The sequence below is a fragment of the Paenibacillus sp. NN59 genome, from assembly GCF_057597225.1.
In genome coordinates this window covers 4157717-4182172 of record NZ_CP199678.1, presented here as the reverse complement: position 1 = coordinate 4182172, position 24456 = coordinate 4157717, and the positions used below count along the sequence as shown (strand labels likewise).

Genomic DNA, 24456 nt, shown 5'->3' with positions numbered 1-24456 from the left:
ACCGTCCTCGTGAGACTGGCATGATGCCGAAGGAGTGAATAATGGAAATGTTTAAATTGAGCGAAATTAAAGAACTGATCAAATTGGTTGATGAAAGTTCTGTTCAGGAATTGGAAATTGAAAATGAAGGATCACGTTTGTCGATTCGCAAACCAGGTAAAACGGAGTTCGTACAGGCTGCTGCCGTACAACCGCAAGTGATTGCTGCTCCTCAGGTGCAACCTGCTGCTACCGCAGTGGTTAGCGAGGCTGCCCCGCAAGCCGATACAACAAGTCATTTACATAAAATTGTATCTCCGATGGTAGGTACATTTTACAGAGCTTCCTCACCGGAAGCTGGTTCTTTTGTGAGTGTGGGTGATAAAGTTGTTGAGAAAACAACGGTATGCATCATCGAAGCCATGAAACTGATGAACGAGCTTGATGCGGACATCAAGGGAGAAATCGTTGAAGTGCTGGTTGAAAATGGACAGCTTGTCGAATACGGACAGCCTCTGTTCCTGGTAAAACCGGAATAACGGTTTACAGGTTTATAGCAACCGCATGAGCTTCGAAGGAGGACAAAGACGAAATGAAATTCCATAAAATATTGATTGCCAATCGTGGTGAGATTGCTGTGCGCATTATTCGTGCCTGCCGCGAGCTTGGCATTTCGACAGTGGCTGTTTACTCGGAAGCGGACAAAGATTCCTTGCATGTCCGTCTTGCAGACGAGGCCTACTGTATCGGACCAACACTGTCTAAAGACAGTTATCTTAACTTTACTAACCTGATGAGTGTAGCTACTTTGACGGAATGTGACGCCATCCACCCTGGATACGGTTTCTTGGCCGAGAATGCTGATTTTGCGGAAATCTGTGATTCCTGCAACATTACATTCATTGGTCCTTCACCGGAAGCTATTACCAAGATGGGTGACAAGGCTGTAGCGAAACAGACGATGAAGGATGCAGGCGTACCTGTTATTCCTGGATCAGACGGCCTTGTAGAAACTACCGAAGAAGCGATTATGATTGGACGTGATATCGGGTATCCTGTCATTATCAAAGCTACCGCTGGTGGTGGGGGTAAAGGGATTCGGATCGCTGAAAACGAAGAGCAATTGGTAAAACAAATCACGGCTGCGCAGCAGGAAGCTCAGAAAGCATTCGGGAACGCCGGTGTGTATCTGGAGAAATTCCTGACAGGCATGAAGCACGTTGAAATTCAGATTATGGCTGACAAACACGGCAATGCCGTGCATCTTGGCGAGCGTGATTGTTCGGTTCAGCGCCGTCGTCAGAAGCTTGTTGAGGAAGCACCGTGTCCTGTGATCAACGAGGAAGTCCGTACGCTCATGGGAGAAGCTGCTGTGCGAGCTGCACTTGCGGTGAATTACTCAGGAGCCGGTACACTGGAATTCCTTCTAAGTCCAAACGGGGAGTTCTACTTTATGGAGATGAATACTCGTATTCAGGTTGAACATCCGGTTACCGAGATGGTAACGGGTGTCGATCTGATCCGTGAAATGATCTCTGTTGCCGAAGGTAATCCGTTATCTTTCCGTCAGGAAGATATGGTTATTAACGGATGGTCCATTGAATGCCGAATCAACGCTGAAGATCCTGACCGTAACTTTATGCCTGCACCAGGCAAGATTGGTTTTTACCTTGCACCGGGTGGCCCTGGAGTTCGGGTGGACAGCGCAGCGTACCCTGGTTACACAATCTCACCATTCTATGACTCCATGATTGCAAAATTGATCGTTTGGGGCGCAACTCGTGATGAAGCGATCGCCAAAATGAAGCGTGCTTTGGCAGAATTCGCGATTGAAGGCATCTCAACAACGATTCCTTTCCATCAGAAACTTCTGGAGCATCCAACGTTTATTCGCGGAGATTTTGATATTAAATTTCTCGAGGAAAACGAGATTTAACATTCATATTGGACTTGTTTGTCATAATCTAGCCCAAATGATATAGTATGTAATAATAAGAGCGCATGTCTCCTGCATCGGATAAGCCCGCCTTCTAGCGGATGGTTGCAGGAGCTCCGGTAAAGCCGGACCGGAAGGGTTCTGAGTGTTGTGAAAATGAACCGGCACCCTGACGGATGGCCGCAAACTTATCTCGCGAAAGGTGTGTTGAACATTTATGAGTACACTACCGACAGAATTTGAACGCACGGATATCGGTGAAATCCAGATCGCACCTGAAGTTATCGAAGTGATTGCTGGACTTGCAACTGTGGAAGTTAAAGGAGTAGCTGGGATGAGCGGTGGATTCGCAGGTGGATTCGCGGAATTGCTCGGCCGCAAAAACCTTTCAAAAGGAGTTAAGGTTGAAGTAGGTCAACGCGAAGCAGCCGTAGATGTTTCCGTTATTATTGAATATGGATACCGTTTGCCGCAGGTTGCTACTGAAATCCAACAAAACGTGAAGCGCTCCATTGAAAACATGACAGGATTGAACGTAAATGAAGTGAATGTTCACATTCATGACGTTCAGTTCAAGAGTGCTGAAAAGGTGGAAGAGATCGACCTGAACACGCAACGTGTAAAATAATAAGACAGATTTCCCCCGGCACTTCTGTCGGGGGTTATCCCGTCTTGGACGGGTCTTTCGTTATGCACTTGAGACGGACAAGGTGATCAACGTTAAGCTTTTCAGCAGTTAAGCAATGTGAGTGAGCAAGGGAGGCTGTGCAGTTCGTGGCTAAAATACTGGATCGGCTTCTGTTGTTTATATACAGCATAAGCGTAGGAGCAATCTCGGCAGCGGTAATCTTACTGATTAGCGGTGTGCTGCCATACGAATTGAATTACCAGCAGGAACAAAATGTTATTGTTGCGTCAATTGTCGCGGCAGCGATTTTGTTTGTCCTGAGTTTACGTTTTTTCTACATCTCGATTCGCCGCGAGCGTGGCTCGTTACCTTCTGTGGATCAACGTACCGAGTTCGGGGATGTTCAGATTTCAATGGAGACAATTGAAAATCTCTGTTTGAAGGCTACTTCCCGTTTTCGTGGAGTACGTGACGTCAAAGCGCGCATCCGTGTGGTGGAGTCAGGACTGGAGATTAAGATTCGGGCTGTTGTGGATGGGGAGACACCTATTCCGGCGCTGACTACGGATCTGCAAAAGGCGATACATGATCATGTTCAAGAGATTACAGGAATTCCTGTTTCTTTTGTAACCGTATATATCGCTAATGTGACCCAGTCGCCTAACTACAAGAGTCGCGTGGAATGAGGTGAGTTTCACTGATGTTGTGGAAAGAGATTTGGGATAGCTACAAGGGACGTATTCTTGGCGTTGCCTTTGGTATTTTATTAGGATTTCTTTATGTATGGATCGGTTTTTGGGATATGTTGTTCTTTGCACTTTTGGTGTTCATCGGGTATACATTTGGCAGACGAAGCGATGAGAAGCTAGGCTCGTTCATCCCTTGGGGAGAGTTACGACAATGGCTTGGAGATCGCTGGCGTCCGTTCAAATAAACCTATCAGAACCCTGCAATATGTTTCTTCCGAAAATAGAACTGTAGTTTGAGTTGCCCGATTTTTGGAGGAAACGTGTTGCAGGTTTTTTTGTGAAAAGAGAACGCAATATCAGAGAGGAGCCATGGGTATCCTGTATAGGGTAATGAAGTGGTTTCTTGAATTTTAAAATAAGCATGATGACGCTCGGGATTGAGCGCTGCAGGAGGCAGGACATGAAAAGACGTTTGGCAAGGGAAATTGCAGTACAGAGTCTGTATCAGATGGAAATGAATGAAGTAAGCGCGTCTGAAGCGGTAAATATGCTGATTAATGAAGCGGCTGAGGAAAATGAAACGGAAGTTGAAATCCGTGATGAAGAAAAGATGCGTAGCTACGTTACCGAAATGGTGCAAGGTGCGTGGGGGCATAAGGAAGCGATTGATGGTTTGCTTGTGGACTATTTGAAAGGCTGGCAGCTGAGCCGTTTGTCACGTGTAGACCGCCAAATTTTGCGCTTGTCCACCTATGAGATGGTATTCCGTGATGATGTACCAGCCAAAGTTTCTGTCAACGAAGCGATTGAACTGTCGAAGTATTTTGGTACAGATGAATCAGGCAAGTTCGTCAATGGTGTTCTTGGCCGCATGATTCAGGAAGTAGATAGCATCAAGCAAAAATTATCCTAAGGGAACATTCTGATGGAGTAGATTAGACAAGCCAGCTTTTCTGTAAGGATGTATCTAGATCGTTTTATCTAATATATGTTCATATAAGGGAGAGAGTACAATGACAGCATCTATTATTAACGGTAAAGAAGTATCCCAAGAGCTCCGCGCAAGCATGACCGCAGAAGTAAAACAACTAAGCGAACAGGGAGTAGTACCGGGTCTGGCTGTTGTGCTCGTGGGGGAAGATCCGGCTTCTCAAGTTTATGTGCGTAATAAGGAAAAAGCATGTCATGACCTCGGTTTTTACTCTGAAGTACATCGGTTGGATGCAAGTACATCGCAAGCGGATTTGCTAGCTCTCGTGGACAAGCTGAACAATCAGAAGTCCATCAATGGTATTCTTGTGCAGCTTCCACTGCCGAGCCACATTGAAGAGAAAGCGGTAATCGATGCGATTGCTGTAGATAAAGACGTAGATGGATTCCACCCAGTGAATGTGGGGAATTTGGTTATCGGTGATGACAGCTTGCTCCCATGTACACCTGCCGGTGTCATTGAATTAATTAAACGCACGGGTCTGGAAATGTCCGGTAAACACGCTGTCGTTATCGGTCGTAGTAACATTGTAGGTAAACCGGTGTCCTTGTTATTGCAACGTGAAAATGCAACCGTAACGATGTGTCATTCCCGTACGGCTAATATGAAAGAAATTACACGTCAAGCGGATATTTTGGTCGTAGCGATCGGTCGTGCCAATTTTGTGGATGCCGATTATGTTAAACCAGGCGCTGTTGTGATCGATGTCGGCATGAATCGTTTGGATAACGGAAAACTCGCGGGGGATGTAGATTTTGAAAGTGTAAAAGAAGTCTCTGGCCCAATTACACCTGTTCCCGGCGGCGTGGGTCCAATGACGATCACCATGCTGATGCAGAACACTCTGATCGCGGCAAAACGCGCTCACGGATTGGCCTAGGTAACTGTCTGTGGCAGAGCAAAAAATTTACTCTATCAAAGACCTGAACCGATATATCCGGATGAAACTGGAATCGGATCAGGTTCTGTCGGACGTCTGGCTGCGCGGAGAGATATCCAATTTCACGCATCACTCCAGCGGCCACATGTATTTTACATTAAAGGACAAGGACAGTCGGATTAAATCCATCATGTTTGCATCGCATAATCAGCGTTTACCCTTTGTACCGAAGGAGGGTGCAAGGGTTATTGCGCGTGGTAACGTTTCGGTATATGAACGCGACGGGCAGTATCAATTTTATGCGACACATATGCAGCCAGATGGTATAGGCAGTCTATATCTGGCTTATGAGCAGCTGAAAAAGAAACTGGAGGACGAAGGATTGTTCTCTCCTGCTCGCAAAAGACCCATCCCAAGTTATCCACAAACGATTGGTGTTGTAACATCTCCTACAGGAGCGGCTGTTCGTGACATTATAATCACACTGCAACGAAGGTATCCATCGGCTAAAGTTGTATTGTACCCGGTGCTTGTTCAAGGCAAAGGGGCTGCACCATCCATCGTCAAGGCAATAAACAACTTTAACCATATGGCTGAAGCAGATGTGCTTATTGTAGGACGGGGCGGTGGATCACTCGAAGAACTGTGGGCTTTTAATGAAGAAATTGTAGCTCGAGCCATTGCAGCTTCAACCATTCCAGTGATCTCTGCGGTTGGGCATGAAACGGACTTTACGATTGCAGACTTTGCTTCCGATTTACGTGCTGCGACACCAACAGCGGCAGCGGAACTTGCTGTGCCGAATCGTGCAGAGCTGATGGAACAGATTGCACGAAGACAGCGCCAGTTACAAAACAGTCTGAAGCAACGTGCCGTATATCATCGTGAACGCCTAACTCGTCTTCAGCGCTCCCCGGTGCTGGTGCATCCGCGCAGAACGTTGATGCAGCATACAGAACGTCTGGATATGTTACATCAACGCTTGCAACGAAGTGTGGATACACGAATGAAATGGACGGGAGAAAAACAAGAACGGTTGCGGACAGCTTTACAGCGGTTTAATCCTCGGGAACAAGTGAATACAGCACGCCGGGATAATGCAGCTGCTCGTAAGCAACTTGAACTTGCGATGAGATCAATTACACGTAGCAAGCAACAACAGTGGAAGTCACTGGTAAGGCATCTCGATGCACTCAGTCCGCTGAAGGTAATGTCACGTGGTTATAGTCTTGTCTACGATGAGCAGGAACAGCAATTGATTAAATCCATAAATGATGTACAGCCGGGCGACTCGGTGAAGATCAAATTAGCGGACGGACAGCTGGACTGTCAGGTCTGGGGAATGAAGGAGGACAACAACATCCATGGCGAATGAACCGGAACTGAATTTTGAAGAGGCAATGGCGGCATTAGAAGACATCGTAGGTCAGCTGGAGCATGGGGATGTTCCTCTGGAGCAAGCGATTGATTTGTTTCAGCGCGGAATGAAACTTTCCCAGTTATGCGGTTTGAAGCTGGAACAAGTGGAACGTAAGATCGAGATGATCGTAGAAGAAGATGGGGAGCTTCGCAAGAAGCCTTTTGGCACGGCTGACGAGGAGAGCGGTGAGATCAATGAGTAACCGTCTTTCATTCGAAGCGTACCTTCAGGAAGTAACTGGAGATGTTACGGAAGCGCTGAAACACACCCTTCCCGAGCATTGGGATGTACCTCGTTCGCTCACGGAATCGATGCAGTATTCATTAATGGCTGGAGGGAAACGCCTTCGTCCACTTCTGGTCGTTGCTGCGGCGGAAGCCTTCGGCGCGGAGCGTACAGCTGCGATGCCGGTAGCCTGCGCCGTGGAGATGGTTCATACGTATTCGTTGATCCACGACGACTTGCCTGCGATGGATAATGATGATTATCGTAGGGGAAAATTAACGAATCACAAAGTATATGGCGAAGCGACAGCCATTCTTGCGGGAGATGCACTGCTGACCCACGCTTTCTACAGCATTGTTCAGACAGGACGTCAAAGCGGAGTGAATGCTGATGCTCTGTTAGCTATTGTCCAGGATTTAGCTGAACTTGCAGGAGCCAGAGGCATGGTTGGTGGCCAGGTTGCTGATATGGAAGGCGAGCAAGGGTTGACCGATTTGTCTCAGCTTCAATACATTCATCTGCATAAAACAGGTGATTTGATTGTCTTCTCCCTCCTTGCAGGTGCTCGCATCGGCGGGGCTACAGAAGGACAGTTGGAGGCGCTGAGTGTATTTGGGCGGGATTTAGGACTTGCATTCCAGATTCAGGATGACATTTTAGACCTGACGGGTGACGAGCAAAAGATGGGAAAAAAAACGCAAAGTGACGTGAATCAGCAGAAGGTAACTTATCCGTACTTTATCGGAATGGAAGCTTCCGTTGCAGAAGTGAAATCCCTCACACAATCCGCTAAAGATGCACTTGAACGAGCGCAATTGCCGGATGCTTCAAGGTTAATGGAGATTGCCGATTATCTGATGAGCCGTGACCATTAACATTTAACTTAGGCAGCTGATTCAATGTGAAACGAACAGTGTAATGATAGTAATGGCTTCTTTATGCCAATAAACGAAAGCTTCTTTCATGATTGGAGAATACATAATTATAGAGCTTCGGATATGAATCGTAAGCGAACGACTCTTGATCGGCTGAAGCGGGCTGTAAATTATGATTCTTGTTCATTTATGGTATAATGATTCAATGTTATTCCATCCATTACACTCAATAAATGATACACATCTAAATAAACAACAACATTCTAGGAAAGCGGGGAGATTCTCGTGCTGCTTCCACAAATTAAACAACCCAGTGATCTAAAGGTGATGTCCCAGGATGATCTTGTCCTTTTGTCGGCAGAGATCCGCCAGTTTCTGATTGAGAAGCTGTCTGCTACAGGCGGGCATCTTGCACCGAACTTAGGAGTGGTTGAGCTCACCGTGGCCCTGCACTACTGCTACAACAGTCCAACGGATAAAATGATTTTTGATGTGGGGCACCAGGCTTATGTGCATAAAGTTTTGACGGGGCGGATGGATCGCTTTGATACGTTGCGTCAACAGAACGGATTATGCGGATTTGTCAAACGGAACGAAAGTGAACACGATGTATGGGAAGCCGGACACAGTAGTACTTCATTGTCTGCTGCCATGGGTATGGCTATGGCTCGTGATCTGAAAGGTGAGGATAACCAGGTTATCGCCATCATTGGAGACGGAGCGCTTACAGGCGGTATGGCGTTTGAAGCACTGAACCATATCGGACATGAACAACGTAAGCTGATGGTTATTCTCAATGATAATGAGATGTCTATCGCACCCAATGTGGGAGCCATGCATAAATACTTGAGTAAAATTCGTTCAGATCGTCATTACTTGAAAGCTAAAGATGATGTGGAAGGTATTCTCAAAAAAATTCCGGCCATTGGTGATCGTCTGGCGAAATCGGCGAGCTGGATTAAGGATAGTGTCAAATATATGATGGTTCCTGGTGTTCTTTTTGAAGAACTGGGTTTCACGTATTTGGGCCCGATTGACGGGCATGACATCCCGCAACTGATTGAGGCTTTCAAACAGGCTGACAATGTGGATGGTCCTGTAATGGTCCATGTGCTTACAACCAAAGGCAAAGGTTATCAGCCTGCCGAGGCAGATTCGCATAAGTGGCACGGAATTTCGCCATATAAAATTGAATCAGGTCAAGTGCTCAAAGCCGTTGGAAAACCGATGTACACCGAAGTATTCGGTCAGACGCTCGTTGAACTAGCGAAAGAGGATAAACGTATCGTTGCGGTTACACCTGCAATGCCTACAGGTTCAGGTCTAATTCCTTTCAGCAAAGAGTTTCCGGATCGCATGATTGATGTGGGGATCGCAGAACAGCATGCAGCTACGATGTGTGCGGCACTGGCCATGGAAGGGTTAAAACCGGTTTATGCGGTATACTCTACGTTCATGCAACGTGCATATGATCAGATCGTTCACGACATCTGTCGTCACAATGCAAATGTTATATTTGCAATTGACCGCGCTGGATTTGTTGGACCTGACGGTGAGACACATCAGGGAGTATACGATGTTGCGTTTATGCGTCACATTCCGAATATCGTACTTATGATGCCAAAAGATGAGAATGAACTGCGCCATATGATGAAAACGGCGCTAGATTATAACGAAGGTCCGATTGCATATCGTTACCCGCGTAACAATGTTGTCGGCGTACCAATGGACGATGTGTTAGTTCCGATTCCAATTGGTTCCTGGGAACAGCTACGTCCAGGTGAAGGATACGCGATTATCGCCTCGGGTTCCATGGTTCAGCTGGCTGAAGAAGTAGCAGATACGGTGAAACGGGAAGGGATAAATACTGGAGTTATCAATGCTCGTTTCCTCAAACCATTGGATGAACAGATGCTTCGTGATCTGGCTGTCCGTGGAACAAAGCTGATTGTGCTCGAAGAAACCTCGCAGGCAGGCAGCATGGGAAGTGCGGTGTTGGAATTCTATGCTGAACAAGGTATACATGATGTACATGTGCATCTGATGGGCATTCCTGATCGATTTATCGAACATGGCAGCATCAAGGAACAACGTGAAGAGGTTGGTCTCACGGTGGAGAATGTAAGTGCCGAATTGCGTAAAATGGCCGTTCAATCTTCATACGGAATGTCCAAAACACGTTTCCCTTCCTAACATTAGAATGATTAGCGGATAGGAGAAAGACATGTCACTCCCGAAAGAACGAATCGATGTGCTGCTGGTGGAACAGGGCTACTACGAAAGCCGTGAGAAGGCAAAGGCAGCGATTATGGCTGGACTTGTGTATGCCAATAATGAACCGATTGAAAAAGCAGGCATGAAAATTCCAAGGGATGCTCAGCTGAAGGTAAAAGGTTCGGTGCATCCCTATGTAGGCAGAGGTGGACTAAAGCTTGAAAAAGCGATTCGTCATTTCAACCTGAATATGAATGATCTTGTCATGTTGGATATCGGTTCATCCACTGGTGGTTTTACGGATTGTGCTCTTCAACATGGCGCATCCCATGTATACGCCATTGATGTGGGGTATAATCAACTGGACTGGTCACTGCGTAATGATGAGCGGGTCACCGTGATGGAACGTACGAATTTCCGTTACGTCACTCCTGAAGATCTGAGTGGACCTGTGCCAAACTTTGCAAGCATTGACGTATCCTTTATTTCCTTACGAATTATACTTCCGCCGCTTTTGGCTCTGTTGCAACGGCCTGCGGATATTGTGGCTCTAATTAAACCACAGTTTGAGGCGGGACGAGATAAAGTGGGTAAATCAGGTGTTGTCCGAGACCCGAAGGTACACAAGGATGTATTGCAGACCATGCTTCATTTTGCCAGTCAACTTGGATTAAACCTGAAAGGCCTGACCTTCTCACCGATTACGGGTGGGGAGGGGAATATCGAATTTCTCGCACACTGGCGTCTGGAAGAACCAGAGGCCACACAACCAGAGAACGACGAGGCTTCACTTGATGCACTTGCAGAGCAGGTCGCCAAAGAAGCCGCTCATACTTTTACGGGAAACTCATCATAGGATGGGTTTCTTTTCGCTGGAAAGATATTTTGGGACAAAGGAAAACGGGTGTTCGATCTCGAATATATCACTGAGGTGAGCGGTAATGGAGGGTCAATATGACACAATCGTTATTGGTGTGTTTGCTGTCTGTTTAATCGTATGGTTGTTTCTCGGACTGCGTAGCTGGCTGAATCGTCCGATTCCGGTAAGCTTTGCCGAGTTGAGACTTAATGAAAACATTCAAGATTCTCCTGCTCTGACTTTACTTGAGGCAAATGGATACGACGTGATTGGCGGGAAAATGAAAGTACCTTTAGCCTTTGAGGCCGATAATTCCGTTTTATACAGCAGGTTGTTTATTGATTATGTTGCTGAGCGGCAGGATGCAAGGTATCTAGTCAAAACTTCCCGTCGCAGGCAACCGCTTGAACGAAGCGGACCTGCTATAAGGGATCGCTTTCTTCCCTATTTATTATTGTACCCTGGATGTGAAGGATTGCTTTATGTAGATCTGGATGATTCCGATATAATGGTAATCAGGCTTATGGATTATCAAGAAGACGTGTATGATGGAGAGGATCTGGATTAATATATAATAAGTTTGAAATATGGCATGATACAGCATTGCATTAAAGGTCAAGACTGCATCTTTGCAATACATTTTTAATTGGAGGCATGTATGAAAGGACAACGACATATCAAGATTCGTGAAATTATTAGTCAAAATGAAATAGAGACCCAGGATGATCTGGTTGAAGCATTGCGACAAGCGGGTTTTCAAGTGACACAGGCAACGGTATCGCGGGACATCAAAGAGCTTCTTTTAATCAAAATTCCAATGGATGATGGACGATATAAATATTCATTGCCAACCGATCAGCGCTATAATCCGATTCAAAAGCTCAAGCGCGCGCTCGTGGATAATTTCCTGCACATTGATCACACCAACAATCTTGTAGTGATGAAATGTTTGCCGGGAACAGCGAACTCCATTGCAGCATTGCTTGACAATATCGAGTGGACTGAAGTGATGGGCACGATCTGTGGAGATGATACAATCCTTATTATTTGCCGTACAGAAGACAACAGCGTCACTGTCATTGAGCGCATAATGGGATATATTGCTTAAATCAGCCGGAGGTGTTTTTGCAGATGTTAGTTACATTATCAATTCGCAATCTCGCCGTGGTGGAAGAAGTCGATGTGGTCTTTCATCCGGGATTTCATGTGTTGTCTGGGGAAACCGGTGCAGGTAAATCCATTATCATCGATGCTCTCGGCTTGATCGCGGGAGGACGGAGTTCAGCAGATCTGATTCGGTACGGATGTGACAAAGCAGAGATGGAAGCGCTGTTTGAGATGGAGCCTAGTCATCCGGTGTGGAATACGCTGGAGCAGCTGGGTATTCACTGTGAGCCCGAGGAACATCTGGTGATTCGGCGTGAATTAAACACGCAGGGTAAAAGTACATCACGGATTAACGGACAGCTTGTGAATTTGACAATGCTACGCGAAGTGGGCGAGAAGCTGATCAACATTCACGGTCAACATGAGCATCAGAGTCTGCTTCGTGCAGAAAGTCATCTCGGGTTGCTGGATACGTATGGCTCCGATATAATCGGACCCGTCAAAGCTAAATACCAGGAGCGCTACAGCAAATTTATTGCAGCTGAGAAGGAATTGCGGGCGCTACAAGAGTCAAGCCAGAGGGCTTACCAACTGCTTGATATGTACCGTTTTCAACTGGAAGAAATCGCTGCGGCTGGTCTTACCCAAGGGGAAGATGAATTACTTGGCGAAGAACGGGTCAAACTATCCCATAGCGAGAAAATGATGGACAGTGTTTCGGGTGCATACGATTTACTGAGTGGACAACGCGGATTAGAAGCGATAAGCATAGCTTTATCCCAAATTGAAGATATCTCTGGATATGACAGCAAAAGATTGCAGCCGATTGTGGAGCAACTGCAGTCGGCTTTTTACCAATTGGAAGACGTCACCTTTCAACTGCGGGATTATCGGGAACGAATCGAATTTAATCCCGGCAGACTGGAGGAAGTTGAGCAACGATTAAATCTAATCTCTGGACTAAGACGCAAATATGGAGATAGTGTAGAACTCATTTTGAATTATTATGAACAGATCAGTCATGAGACCGACCAGCTAGAGAACAAAGATGAGCGCTTGGAGAAGCTTCGTACGGAGCGTGACAAACTGCTTGTGCTTGTGATGGAATCGGCTGAGGAGCTAAGCAAAGTGCGTAAACAATGTGCGGAGGAACTGGCTGCTCAGGTAGAAAGTGAGCTCAAGGATCTGCAGATGGAACGAACGTCACTACGTGTTCAGATCGTGCCTGCTGAAGATCCAAAGGGCATTGAATGGAATGGACGCCGTATTAGGTTCAGCCGCCAAGGTGCCGACAATGCGGAATTTCTGATCTCTCCTAACCCGGGTGAGCCTCTTCGGCCACTAGGTAAAATCGCTTCAGGCGGAGAATTATCCAGAATCATGTTAGCGATGAAGAGCATATTTGCTCGTCATGACCGCATTCCGGTATTGATTTTTGACGAGGTGGATACAGGGGTCAGCGGCCGGGCAGCACAATCCATTGCGGAGAAGCTTCATCGTCTGTCTTCGACGTGTCAAGTATTCTCAATAACACACTTGCCACAAGTAGCTTGTATGGCGGATCATCAGTATTTGATCGAGAAACATGTTTACGACGGACGCACGATGACTCAAGTGGAATCGCTGTCCGAGGAAGGCCGAGTGAAAGAATTGGCACGTATGCTCGGTGGTGTGGAAATTACAGAAAAAACATTGCATCATGCGCAAGAAATGCTGAATTTGGCGGAAGCCAAAAAAGGGTGAAACGGACGGCTGGCGTAATGTTTGACAGTAATAAAAGCCTGGGGGCGGGGTTATCTTATAGGTACGCAATTGGCGACCACCTTTCGTCAAGCGAAAGAAGCAAAGGGAGTGTGACAGCCATTGAATTCCCCCCTCAGGAAAAAATTGCTAGGTCTTTTATTTGCCTTCTTTCTATGTGTACTTAGCCAGGTTGTACAGCCGATGCAGAGTTATGCTTCTCTGCCTGATGAAGTGCAGGTCTTTGCGGGCAGGCAAGCAGACGTCAGGCTTGCAGTACCAGCCGCTTCAAGCGCTGTCGTAGATCGGCCGGATATCGTTGGACTGGATCATCAGTCTGCGCTCAAGGTTACTCGTCAGGAACCTTTACATCTTCATCCTCAGCAGACGGGACATGCTAAACTAACCTTGAAGCTATGGGGGAAAATTCCCGTTAAAACGGTTAATGTAAACGTAATTCCTGATCTGCGTGTTGTTCCAGGGGGTCAAACGATTGGCGTCAAAGTTAAATCTGCAGGTATCCTGGTTGTTGGGCATCATCTCGTTCGTTCTAATCCGGATGAACAAAAATCACCAGGTGAAGCGGCCGGGATCAAATTAGGTGACTTGATTACACATATGGATGGCAAACGTCTGGATGGTGTATCGGGTGTATCCGAGGCCGTAGAACTTGCTGGTAAACGTAATCAAGGTATTGATGTTGTGCTAAAACGGGGGAATGAAACCATTAAAACCAAGTTAACCCCGGCGTATGATGCAGAAGATAAAGCATGGAGACTGGGATTGTACATTCGAGACTCGGCAGCTGGTGTAGGTACGCTTACCTTCTATGCACCTGATCAAGGCGTTTATGGGGCGTTAGGTCATGTCATCACGGACATGAATACTCAAACCTCCATCGTTGTAGGCAGTGGACAAATTGTACAATCTAATGTTACATCCATCTCGAAAAGTGAAACTGGTGATCCTGGTGAGAAAAGAGCCCATTTTCTTAAAGAAAGCAAAATTTTAGGAAACATCGAGCGTAATACGGCTTTTGGTATCTTCGGTAAGATGTCTCAGAATCCGGAACATAGCTTGTATTCGCAAGGAATACCTGTCGCTTTTTCACATGAAGTGAAGGAGGGACCGGCTGAAATTTTGACTGTGGTCGATGGGCAACAGGTCGAGCGATTCACCATCGATATTGTGCATGTTGCCGATCAATCGGAGCCAGCGACAAAAGGGTTGGTATTGCGTATTACAGACCCTAAACTGATCGATAAGACGGGTGGCATCGTTCAAGGAATGAGTGGTAGCCCGATCGTTCAAGATGGCAAGCTTATTGGTGCAGTGACTCATGTCTTTGTGAATGATCCGAAATCGGGTTATGGATGCTTCATTGAATGGATGCTTCAAGATGCTGGTGTAATGATGAAAAAAGGTCAAGCGAAAAACCTTAAGGCTGGTTAAACAGCTTTAAGGTTTTTTTGTCGAAAGTAAACATATTATATCGTATGCTGAAATAAAATATTTATTATAAAGGATCAAGAAAAAAAAATAAAGAAAAATAATTTTCGACAGAAGGAATTTCACTTGGCGTGTCGAAAATTTAACGTGTAAGGAAATGTACGAAATTGTAAAATACGAGGTTTTAAATAAAAGGAGGATACCGTTTTGCAAAAAATTGAGGTATTGCTGGCCGATGATAACCGTGAATTTACGAATTTGCTCGCCGAATATATATCCGAACAGGAAGATATGGAAGTGACCGGTATTGCATACAACGGTGAAGAAGTACTGCAATTACTGGAACAAACTCGGGATGTACCGGATGTGTTAATTCTGGATATTATCATGCCTCATCTGGATGGACTCGGCGTGTTGGAACGCCTGCGCGGCTTAAACCTGTCTCCGCAGCCCAAAGTAATTATGCTCACTGCATTCGGCCAGGAAAACATCACACAGCGTGCTGTGCAACTCGGAGCTTCCTATTATATTCTCAAGCCATTTGACATGGAAGTACTGGCGAATCGGGTGCGTCAGCTTGTAGGCACGCAAACGACAATGTCTACAAGCAGCGGTTCTTCTTCCTCCATGTATATCAATAAATCTAATGTTGTACCGATGGGCAAACACAAAAATCTGGATGCCAGCATCACGTCAATCATACATGAAATCGGAGTTCCTGCGCATATTAAAGGATATCAGTATTTGCGGGAAGCCATTACGATGGTATACAACAATATCGAAATTTTGGGCGCCATCACCAAAACGTTGTACCCGGCGATTGCCGAAAAGTTCAAAACGACGCCGTCTCGCGTCGAACGTGCCATCCGTCACGCCATTGAAGTGGCATGGACACGCGGCAACATCGACAGCATCAGCCACCTGTTTGGCTACACAATCAATATCAGCAAGTCGAAACCGACGAACTCCGAGTTCATCGCGATGGTCGCTGACAAGCTGAGAATTGAGCATAAGGTTAGCTGAACTGATGAGCTGTAAGATTTTGAGGGTATTAAGGACTATTACAGTTTAGTTGCGGCTATAAAAAATAAGGACGTTTTGAGCCGATAATATCGAATAAATAAGACAACAAAAACCACTTGTTTATGGGATTTCTACAATCACATAAACAAGTGGTATTTCTTATCGACAAATTTATGCTTCATATCAGTTCGAAAAATCTTTTCCGCAAGACATCGGCTTCCTTTGTTTGGCGTATGATTTACGAAATCTGGAGAAGGTCAAGCCAAATCAAGTCTATTCTTATTTCAAAAAAAAGAGAAAATCCTCAACGTAAATTAAATAAAACTGACACCGTAAGATTAACGACGTCAGTTCGAGACATAAATGTTTTACAATGTTTTGAATTGAGATATTAAAATCAGAATTCACTGAGATGTTCTTTTCTTTTTATCCTTGTATCCATGATGTAACAGCAATGGATGATGGCTTTGGTTCAAGGTATGTTGCTCCACCCAAAAGTGTATCGCCGAAGAGCCCTTTTTGATAAACTTGACCATACGTTGATTTATAAATTGGATAGCCAACTCCTATACCTGTTTTACCTCCGGGGACATTCATAGGAACCATTACGGATGTGGATACGCCAATTTGTTCATTAAGGCTACGACCAAACTCAGCCGCAACAAACTCTTTAACTCCGAGGCTGAGAGAAGTTTGTACCTCTACTGATACACTTTCGTTTGCACTTATCGAAATTTCTACACCATTGCATGACTGAGTTTTCGGTTTATTGCAAAAGTATTTGCCTCTCGCAATTTCAGTCCAACCATCAACACTTTGGGTTGGACTTTTTACAAGTTTGAAACCCCAAATGTTCTGTGGACTAATAGAGTCATCTTGCTCTTTTACAAGATCGCGAGGGTTATCAAATTCATTGTTTACTATTTGGATCGAAACCAACTTTGCGCTTTCGGAAGGCTTTTCAAGTCCGTATTTCTCAATAAGTTCTTCCTGATTATTTTCTGTAGCGTAAACAGTGGTGTTTTCTTTAATTGGTTCCCCATTTAGGTAAACATAGCCAGAAATTTTACCAGAATTTACGGGGATCAACTCTTTTTCGGAAGCACTAGCGAGACTGTAAAAAGTAGCAGATAAAGCCAAGACTGAAGCGAGGACCAGAGATAATTTCTTCTTCAATTTTTTATTCCTCCTTTTAATATTATGTACTAATAATATCCAATTAGAATGATATATTCAAGATATATTTGTAAATATAATTAAACATTTGGAAGTAATGGGAGTCAACCTATTAAGTTTTATTAAAATTGACTACCGTTAAGTTATATAGAAGTTTTTAAACTCCTATCCAGCTATTGCCGAAAAAATTCAAAATGATGCAGTCCACATCAAACTTGCTATCCGTCACGCCATTGAACTGGCTTGGACGCACGGCAACATCGACAGCATTAGCCACCTGTTTGGCTACACGATCAACATCAGCAAGTCGAAACCGACGAACTCCGAGTTTATCGCAATGGTTGCTGACAAGCCGAGAATTGAGCATAAGGTTAGCTGAAAGGATTTGGAGGAGTCAAAAAGCGGCTTAAAATATCCCGTTATGGATATTTTAAGCCGCTAAAATTCTAAACTTATAGCGATTTGCAATTAATAGCTAATTTAAACTGTTAGTATGTCATCGCTCTGCTTTTTTTCTGTTTCTTCGTGAGATTTCTGTTCAATCAGTCCTATGAAAAATTTATCATAATCTTCAGAACTTGTGACTTTTTTGAAGCCCTCTGTCAGGTTTAACACTTCATCACGATTTATTATTTGTTTGAATATACCCTCTACTAAAGTTCTAGCTTCACTATAATTGTTTTCTTCTTCATCTTGTCCACCTAAAATTTGATAAATTACCTTCGTTTTTTGATCATTTGAGACATCACCAATTCCTATAGCCTTTTCAAAGTGAGTTATTGAACAAAAAATTCTAATTTTATCATTATACTTAAAATCATATATTTTTTTACAATTAGTCAATTGAGCTTTAAGAGTAGCTGAGGAATGCTTATCATGGTTATCTACATCATGTAGCACATCGTAAGATGAATTAAATTGATTGAGAACTTTCATTATAGTAACAATGGTAGCCTTACCTCTAGCACGGATTATATGAATATTAGTATTATTCTCTTTAGCAAGATGCTTGAAGGCAATATATTCAGTATCACCTTCCACTATTACTACTCGATCAGCGAAAAAGAATTCATTGACATAAGAATCTACATAATTTAGGATTTTCATGTTTGCTATATCATTATCGTCAAATTGTTCACTTTCAGACTGATACAACTGGATAGCCTCTTTTTCTCCAACTCTAAAAACTTGAATAGAGGTGTGTCTTTCCGATAAATCTATAAGTATTGGTGAATGAGTTGAGATCATTAATGGCATTTTTTTGCCTATTAGATAGAGCGAACGACTTAATGCTCGAACTGCTTCGGGATGTAAAAATGCTTCCGGCTCATCTATAAGCAATAATTTATTATCATTTTCGCCGAGAAGTTTTTTCTCTATCATATTTTGGATGAGGTATATTAGGCTCATTCTTTGAAGTCCAGTACCTTGGTTAGCTAAAGGCATTTTGGATTGTTTACTGCTATCAATATTAACACTTGAATTTGTTGACTTTAATAAGTCTGATGATGAAAATCCTTCACTTTCGCCGCCTATTACATTTAGCGACAGATGATCATTAGAGAATAGCATTCTTAGATTACTGGAAACATCGTTACTCACTTGTGATAGTATGCTGTCAGTGTTTTGTTTTATTTTTTTCAAGAATGCAGGGTATGCTCTTTTCAGGCTTGAATACTCTTGAGCTAATGTATAGGCCTCATTATCTTCTTCTGCATCTCCATCAAAATTTTCTAGTTTGAGGAGATCATTTTTAATTATTTCAGAGTATATATTTTGAATAAGATCATTTATGTCATCAGGTAACATAGAAGGAGTTATGTAAAAAGGCTTATTATTTAAGATTTCCTCCAGTTTATCGAACAAATCGTGTGTTTTTTTAATTTCTTTGCCTTTCTCATCACAAAAACTTGGGGCACTTTCTTCTTTGTACTTCTTTTTAATAGTTATCTGTTCTTCATCAGATTCAAATACAGCTTCAAGCGTTATATCTGTTTTGCGTACTGAGAAACAGTCATTCGGGATAGTTTTTGCTTTAGTCTCCTTTTGAAAAAAACAGTTGATTGCTTCTAAAATAGTTGACTTTCCTGTGTTATTTCTTCCAGTTAGAATAACAATAGAGTCTTTCGAGAAATCAATTGAAAATTTTTCTTTGAAAACCTTGTAGTTAGTCACACTGAATTTAACCAATCTCATATTATTCCTCCTCCATATGTTATAAGTATATTACAAATTTCACATATAAAAGTATATGTGAACACTTTATTCCATAATAATACAATAATAAGTAGGAATTTGGTATTGTTTTTTTGTGATATGGATTGAAATCTAAACTGAATTAAGGACTTTTGTCTTGGGTTATTTGTGCTAAATGTTTTGCGGAAACACGATAAATGTCCGGATTTTGTGGTGTATTTCTATATTTAATTTAATAGACATTACAAACTAACAATGCTACATCCTTGTTATTCAGGGATATGGAAACAACGAGAGCATCAGCAAGTCGAAACCGACGAACTCCGAGTTCATCGCGATGGTCGCTGACAAGCTGAGAATTGAGCATAAGGTTAGCTGAAAGGATAAGGAGTAAAAATAATGTACACCCCTTCGTTCAATCGCTCCTGGCGAGTATCGAAGGGGTGTGTTTTATTTTGGACACGGAATGTGCTGTATTGTCACTCAGCATATTGAACAACACGAAAAAGTGTAAATGTGACTTATTACCTAAAAAGTTTACAGATTTAAGCAAAGCATTGGTGTTTTTCGAAAAAATTTACCTGAAGTTAACGCTTTTTTAGGTAAAAAGTGGTACGATGTGACCACGGATAGATCAAAAGTGACATGGTTGATGATATGGCGAGGGGTTGATTTATGTGTTTACTCAAATAGGTGAAATTGCTGAACCGATTCCAGTCGTACTGCCAGAAACCAAGTGTGATGCCTTATATCAACTGTTTAAATCCAATCCAAATTTGGAGGGTGTAGCGGTTGAAGGGAAAAAAGGAATTTCATTGATGATGCGAACACGTTTTTTTCAACAGATCGGCTCACAATATGGTTACAATCTCTACATGGGGCGTCCTGTGAAGCTGCTTATGAACGTAAACGCACTGGTCGTAGATTATTCGGAACAAATTACAGATGTCAGCGTGGCGGCGATGAAGCGTGAAGAAGCGGATCTGTATGATTTGGTTCTGGTCACATCTGGAGGTCGATTCCATGGGGCGGTGAGTATTCGGCGATTATTGCTAGAGGTTGCGGATGTTCGAGCGGAAATGGCGATTTTTATGAATCCGTTAACAGGGCTTCCCGGCAATCGAATCATAGATGATCGATTAGTTCAGGTACTTAAACAGGATCAGTTCAGTGTTCTATACATTGATCTGGATCAGTTCAAATCGTATAACGATAGCTATGGTTTCAAATTGGGGGACGAGCTTATCCAAGCAACGGCCACTTTACTCCGTGAGCATTTTGGGGTAGCAGAGGCTTTTCTTGGACATATCGGCGGGGATGATTTTATCGCAATCCTGAACCACCATCAGTATAAGCGGGTCTGTGAAGAAGTCATTTCCCAGTTTGAAGAGTTGAAGAAAAATTTTTACAATGAACAGGACTGGAACAATCAGTATGTGATGGGTGAAGGCCGCTCGGGATTGAATCGACCCATTCCTTTAGTATCGGTATCCATCGCAGTTGTAACCAATCTATATCAACGATATGAAAATATTAATCAGATTATTGATGAAGCTACACGTGTGAAAAAAAGCTGCAAATCCATCAATGGCAGCATCATTTGTTCGAATGACATGGAGGGGGAGGCTGTGCGGGCCTAGTTGTACCTAAACTTAGATACTACATAGGTTAATGTTAACGGTTTAGAGGAGAAGTAATCATATTGAAATTGAAGCTTAAATCCGTGCAAATCAAATGAGCCTGAGTCACTGTCAATGGTGAATGACAAAAAAACGCCGAGATTTGGAGAATACGTCCCAAAAAACAGCGTTGTCTAATTAGATCTTTATAAATAATTCACAGTCACATGTGTTAAGTAATAAAAGATCGTTTCGTGATAGAAAGGGAATATTAAACTGGCTGAGAATATGTATAATTGCATTCAGTCTAGATCCGTATAAGGCCAAACGTATTCTTTCTCCGTTAGATACGAATGTCCACAGAAGAATAAGCCGAAGCAGCAGATTCACTTGCTTTGTTTGGTACAGAGCTGCTTACGCGTCCCTGTTCTGATTTTTCCTCATCGGGAGCACTGTCTTCCAACTTAGGTACCGCCGATTTTCCTCGGTCAATCTCTTGGGATTCTTCTTTGCGCGAACCTACAGATGAGGGAAACTGTCCCGAATCGTGACTTCCAGGCTTATGAATATCGTCTGCCAACTCACCGAGCTTATGATTCGCTTTTCTTATGTTGGACTCTAGATCCTGCATTACTTCTCTTTTTTTCTGAAAAACCGTGCGTTCCGCGTTTTCAAGCATCTGCGTTTTGCCAATATCGCTGTGTGTGTCGTTCTCCAACACAATCCGGTCAAACCGGGTTTCCCCCTCAATCGTATGAATTGAACTTTGCATTTTGTCCCGTAAACCAACCAGCTTTCCCATCTGATCATACGTCTGACTATGCTTGATAAGATGATTCATTGACGGAGTCTGTTGTGGCTCTTCGGCTTCGATTGTGGTTGCTTCGTCTGATTCATCTGTTGTAACTTGTTCTTCTCTTCCATCTCTTCTGCTTTGATCTGCGCGATGTGACTATCAATCTGCGCAATGGAACCGGTTAAGGATTTTATGCGTTCTGCCTTAGTTTTGATATCAAGCTCATCATTGGATTTAACAACGTGGATTTGTTCATTTAATTTTACTTTCTGCTGCATCAACCCTTGAATTTCTTTATCTCGGTTTGAGGTCGGGCTGGCCGGTGGTGTGAAGCTGCTTTTGGTTGCAGGTGAAATTGAATTCATTTTACCTTCTCCCTCTTTAGTATGGTAACGGTCTTTTATCCATATATCGGTTGATGAGGGAGAAGAATGAAGGTTCTACCTGCTCACTAAAAATATACTTTATGTAAAGTATTGCGAACTTTATCAGGATAATTGATAATGGTTATCAATGAGTGTGTGGTTTTTAGCGGTTATTGTTTCAGGAGAAACGGAGATTGGAGAGAAATAATGCAATTAAATGAACAGATGCAATATTGGAATTATGCGGCCGTGAAGGTGCTGGATATACGCCGCATCGTCTTAAAGAACGAAATACAACATGGATCATATACACTGCCTGCTGCTTGTTTTATATATTCAATTCGAGGGTCAGCCGACATTCAATTGAATGGACATAAGTATAGATCAGAACCATTTTTTTTAATTCATGGAGCCAAAGGATCATTATTGAATATACAGGCCCATAAAGATTTCGAATATATTATGTTGTATTACAGAGCATTTCGAGCATTTCCAAATTATCGTAAAAGGTGGTTACAAGGACAGGTTCTAGGTGCTCCGTTTTCCTTACAATATGGATTTACACCGAGGAGTCCATTGAACTTGTTAAGGTATCTTAATGAGATGGAGAAAGTATGGACGCAACCAACCAATTTGGACCTGCTGTATACGAAGAGTCTGTTTTATCAATTCATTCATGAACTGATGGTTCAGCTAGCTGCACAAGAGGTTCAAACCGAAGTTGTTGATCCGGTAAAACAGACGCTTGAATACATTCATCAGCATTATAGAGAACAGGTCACACTTGATTTTCTAGCAGAACAATTCAATTTTAGCTCGCGTCATTTATCTATGCGATTCAAACGAAAGACGGGTTACAGTCCCATCGATTACTTAATTCAGACGCGAATCGGCAAGGCTCAGGATTTACTTGTACGTTCAGATGCAAAGCTTGGTGATATCGCTGCAGAGGTTGGTTATTCAGATGTATATTATTTTAGCCGAATCTTCAAGAAACATGTGGGCATGTCTCCAACCCTGTATCAAAAGAAGATGAAGGAATTGGGCCGAATAGAAGATCGTCCATTGCACGTATCCGAATCGTCCATTGGCTGGGCATTGAAGTCAAGATATATTGATTATGATAATCATTATCGATATATAAACGGAGGGTCCACACCAATGAAAAGAAAAAATTCAAGTTCCAGCATGATCATGATTGCAATATTAAGTCTAACGATGCTCCTTACGGCCTGTTCTTCAGGTACCGCCAATACACTTTCAGCTGGAGAAGGAACGGGTGCTAATTCGACTAACAGTAGTTCATCAGTAACATCAGAGACGGGAAGTCAAGTAAACAAAGATAAAGAAACACGCACGGTCTCGACCATAAAAGGTGATGTTATCGTTCCGGCTAATCCGAAAAGAGTTGTTGTGCTGTATCTTCAAGGTGATGTTGTTGCACTTGGAGTCAAGCCAATCGCTACATCAGATGTATACGACGGGGCTGCTTACAAGAGTGAGCTTGAAGGTGTAAATTCACTCGGTACCTGGTTCGAACCGAACCCTGAAGCTGTCATTGACCTTGATCCAGACCTGATTATTGTTCCGTCGGAAGAAACATATAACACGTTGAAAAATATCGCACCTACGGTGTATATTCCGTACGAGAAAATGACAACGGAAGAACGGCTTCACAGCATAGCCAGCATTTTTGGCAAAGAGAAGGAAGCTGAAGTCTTGATTAACAACCTTAACAGCAAAGTGGAAGAGAGTAAAAAAACTCTTGCAGACGCTGGTATATTGGATAAAACCATTTCCATTATTGAAGGCGGACTAAAAGGTATGGTCGTTGTGGAGAGCAAGCAATTTGGTCGGGGTTCTCAGGCAGTCTATGAGTATTTGGAGATGAAAGCTCCTAAAGTAGTACAAGACAAAATCGATGTCGTATCAGACGAAGATGGCTCTACAATCTCAATGGAAGTTCTTCCAGAATACATAGGTGACTATGTGTTCCGCTCTGTGTATGAAGGGGCAGATGTTCTAACGGATAATCCGATATGGCGTAACATTAAGGCGGTCAAAGAAGGTCGGTTGATCGAGATTGATTTTGATTTCTTTTATTATTCAGACATCTATTCCATCAATAAACAACTCGATTTTGTTGTAGATAAACTTTTGTCTGCTCCAAGAGCACAATAAATGAAGAGGAAATCGTGCACATAAAGTTACGCAGGAGGCAAAAATGATATTGGGATTGTAATTTGAACCCATTTCCATTAGACTTAAACGATAATGAGAATCAATATC

The 24456-nt window shown here is 43.3% G+C and carries 23 protein-coding genes and 2 pseudogenes; 21 read left to right on the top strand and 4 right to left on the bottom strand.

Annotated features, from left to right (window positions below):
- Nucleotides 1-47: 47 nt before the first annotated feature.
- The 17 genes from accB to spo0A all read left to right on the top strand — a co-directional run bounded on the left by accB (nucleotide 48) and on the right by spo0A (nucleotide 16015).
- On the top strand, nucleotides 48-518 hold the full coding sequence (accB, locus tag ACT89M_RS18435; protein ID WP_090922713.1) for an acetyl-CoA carboxylase biotin carboxyl carrier protein: 471 nt from the start codon (nucleotides 48-50) through the stop codon (nucleotides 516-518).
- A 53-nt stretch (nucleotides 519-571) separates the two neighbouring features.
- Complete coding sequence (gene accC / locus ACT89M_RS18430; RefSeq protein ID WP_154888446.1) at nucleotides 572-1915, top strand: acetyl-CoA carboxylase biotin carboxylase subunit; 1344 nt, start codon at nucleotides 572-574, stop codon at nucleotides 1913-1915.
- A 217-nt stretch (nucleotides 1916-2132) separates the two neighbouring features.
- Entirely contained in the window at nucleotides 2133-2543 is a 411-nt protein-coding gene (locus ACT89M_RS18425) for an Asp23/Gls24 family envelope stress response protein (RefSeq protein ID WP_090922519.1), read from the top strand.
- Between the two features lie 146 nt (nucleotides 2544-2689).
- Entirely contained in the window at nucleotides 2690-3229 is a 540-nt protein-coding gene (amaP, locus tag ACT89M_RS18420; protein WP_090922517.1) for an alkaline shock response membrane anchor protein AmaP, read from the top strand.
- 14 nt (nucleotides 3230-3243) lie between these two features.
- The gene (locus ACT89M_RS18415; RefSeq protein ID WP_251511132.1) at nucleotides 3244-3477 is read left to right on the top strand and encodes a DUF2273 domain-containing protein; all 234 of its coding nucleotides are present in this window, start codon (nucleotides 3244-3246) and stop codon (nucleotides 3475-3477) included.
- A 215-nt stretch (nucleotides 3478-3692) separates the two neighbouring features.
- Nucleotides 3693-4145: a transcription antitermination factor NusB gene (gene nusB, locus ACT89M_RS18410; protein ID WP_154888448.1), complete on the top strand. Its 453-nt coding sequence runs from the start codon at nucleotides 3693-3695 to the stop codon at nucleotides 4143-4145.
- 100 nt (nucleotides 4146-4245) lie between these two features.
- Complete coding sequence (folD, locus tag ACT89M_RS18405; RefSeq protein ID WP_090922511.1) at nucleotides 4246-5103, top strand: bifunctional methylenetetrahydrofolate dehydrogenase/methenyltetrahydrofolate cyclohydrolase FolD; 858 nt, start codon at nucleotides 4246-4248, stop codon at nucleotides 5101-5103.
- Between the two features lie 10 nt (nucleotides 5104-5113).
- Nucleotides 5114-6478, top strand: a complete 1365-nt coding sequence (xseA, locus tag ACT89M_RS18400; RefSeq protein ID WP_154888450.1) for an exodeoxyribonuclease VII large subunit — start codon at nucleotides 5114-5116, stop codon at nucleotides 6476-6478.
- Nucleotides 6468-6725, top strand: coding sequence for an exodeoxyribonuclease VII small subunit (gene xseB, locus ACT89M_RS18395; RefSeq protein WP_090922507.1), 258 nt, complete (start codon nucleotides 6468-6470; stop codon nucleotides 6723-6725). Before xseA ends, xseB begins: the two co-directional genes overlap by 11 nt.
- On the top strand, nucleotides 6718-7623 hold the full coding sequence (locus tag ACT89M_RS18390; protein ID WP_090922505.1) for a polyprenyl synthetase family protein: 906 nt from the start codon (nucleotides 6718-6720) through the stop codon (nucleotides 7621-7623). The genes xseB and ACT89M_RS18390 overlap by 8 nt, the downstream gene beginning before the upstream one ends.
- A gap of 285 nt (nucleotides 7624-7908) precedes the next feature.
- On the top strand, nucleotides 7909-9816 hold the full coding sequence (dxs, locus tag ACT89M_RS18385; protein WP_154888452.1) for a 1-deoxy-D-xylulose-5-phosphate synthase: 1908 nt from the start codon (nucleotides 7909-7911) through the stop codon (nucleotides 9814-9816).
- Between the two features lie 31 nt (nucleotides 9817-9847).
- Entirely contained in the window at nucleotides 9848-10693 is an 846-nt protein-coding gene (locus tag ACT89M_RS18380; RefSeq protein WP_154888454.1) for a TlyA family RNA methyltransferase, read from the top strand.
- Nucleotides 10694-10778: 85 nt separating this feature from the next.
- Nucleotides 10779-11264: a hypothetical protein gene (locus ACT89M_RS18375; RefSeq protein ID WP_154888456.1), complete on the top strand. Its 486-nt coding sequence runs from the start codon at nucleotides 10779-10781 to the stop codon at nucleotides 11262-11264.
- Nucleotides 11265-11354: 90 nt separating this feature from the next.
- Nucleotides 11355-11804, top strand: a complete 450-nt coding sequence (gene ahrC / locus ACT89M_RS18370; RefSeq protein WP_090922497.1) for a transcriptional regulator AhrC/ArgR — start codon at nucleotides 11355-11357, stop codon at nucleotides 11802-11804.
- 23 nt (nucleotides 11805-11827) lie between these two features.
- On the top strand, nucleotides 11828-13546 hold the full coding sequence (gene recN / locus ACT89M_RS18365; RefSeq protein ID WP_090922495.1) for a DNA repair protein RecN: 1719 nt from the start codon (nucleotides 11828-11830) through the stop codon (nucleotides 13544-13546).
- A gap of 120 nt (nucleotides 13547-13666) precedes the next feature.
- The gene (gene spoIVB / locus ACT89M_RS18360) at nucleotides 13667-14995 is read left to right on the top strand and encodes a SpoIVB peptidase (RefSeq protein WP_090922493.1); all 1329 of its coding nucleotides are present in this window, start codon (nucleotides 13667-13669) and stop codon (nucleotides 14993-14995) included.
- 204 nt (nucleotides 14996-15199) lie between these two features.
- Nucleotides 15200-16015, top strand: a complete 816-nt coding sequence (gene spo0A, locus ACT89M_RS18355; RefSeq protein WP_090922491.1) for a sporulation transcription factor Spo0A — start codon at nucleotides 15200-15202, stop codon at nucleotides 16013-16015.
- 426 nt (nucleotides 16016-16441) lie between these two features.
- Here the strand turns inward: spo0A and ACT89M_RS18350 are convergent, their stop codons facing one another.
- Nucleotides 16442-17191 carry a hypothetical protein gene (locus ACT89M_RS18350; RefSeq protein WP_308723126.1) on the bottom strand — a complete coding sequence of 250 codons (750 nt, stop codon included), beginning with the start codon at nucleotides 17189-17191 and terminating at the stop codon, nucleotides 16442-16444.
- A 166-nt stretch (nucleotides 17192-17357) separates the two neighbouring features.
- Here ACT89M_RS18350 and ACT89M_RS18345 point away from each other — a divergent pair.
- Nucleotides 17358-17570, top strand: a pseudogene (locus ACT89M_RS18345) (sporulation initiation factor Spo0A C-terminal domain-containing protein); the annotation flags it as partial.
- Between the two features lie 101 nt (nucleotides 17571-17671).
- Here the strand turns inward: ACT89M_RS18345 and ACT89M_RS18340 are convergent.
- Nucleotides 17672-19387: an ATP-dependent nuclease gene (locus tag ACT89M_RS18340; protein ID WP_308723125.1), complete on the bottom strand. Its 1716-nt coding sequence runs from the start codon at nucleotides 19385-19387 to the stop codon at nucleotides 17672-17674.
- 292 nt (nucleotides 19388-19679) lie between these two features.
- Here ACT89M_RS18340 and ACT89M_RS18335 point away from each other — a divergent pair.
- A pseudogene (locus tag ACT89M_RS18335) lies at nucleotides 19680-19766 on the top strand (sporulation transcription factor Spo0A); the annotation flags it as partial.
- 298 nt (nucleotides 19767-20064) lie between these two features.
- Nucleotides 20065-21027 (top strand): GGDEF domain-containing protein, encoded by a 963-nt coding sequence (locus ACT89M_RS18330; protein WP_154888458.1) that lies wholly within the window; start codon nucleotides 20065-20067, stop codon nucleotides 21025-21027.
- Nucleotides 21028-21349: 322 nt separating this feature from the next.
- Here ACT89M_RS18330 and ACT89M_RS18325 read toward each other — a convergent pair whose 3' ends face one another.
- Together ACT89M_RS18325 and ACT89M_RS18320 are read right to left on the bottom strand one after the other, a co-directional pair.
- On the bottom strand, nucleotides 21350-21847 hold the full coding sequence (locus ACT89M_RS18325) for a hypothetical protein (RefSeq protein WP_487344773.1): 498 nt from the start codon (nucleotides 21845-21847) through the stop codon (nucleotides 21350-21352).
- Complete coding sequence (locus tag ACT89M_RS18320; protein WP_487344772.1) at nucleotides 21844-22167, bottom strand: FlxA-like family protein; 324 nt, start codon at nucleotides 22165-22167, stop codon at nucleotides 21844-21846. Before ACT89M_RS18320 ends, ACT89M_RS18325 begins: the two co-directional genes overlap by 4 nt.
- A 582-nt stretch (nucleotides 22168-22749) precedes the next feature.
- Between ACT89M_RS18320 and ACT89M_RS18315 the strand changes: the two genes are divergently transcribed.
- Nucleotides 22750-24348 carry an AraC family transcriptional regulator gene (locus ACT89M_RS18315; protein WP_261764508.1) on the top strand — a complete coding sequence of 533 codons (1599 nt, stop codon included), beginning with the start codon at nucleotides 22750-22752 and terminating at the stop codon, nucleotides 24346-24348.
- The last annotated feature ends 108 nt before the right edge of the window (nucleotides 24349-24456 follow it).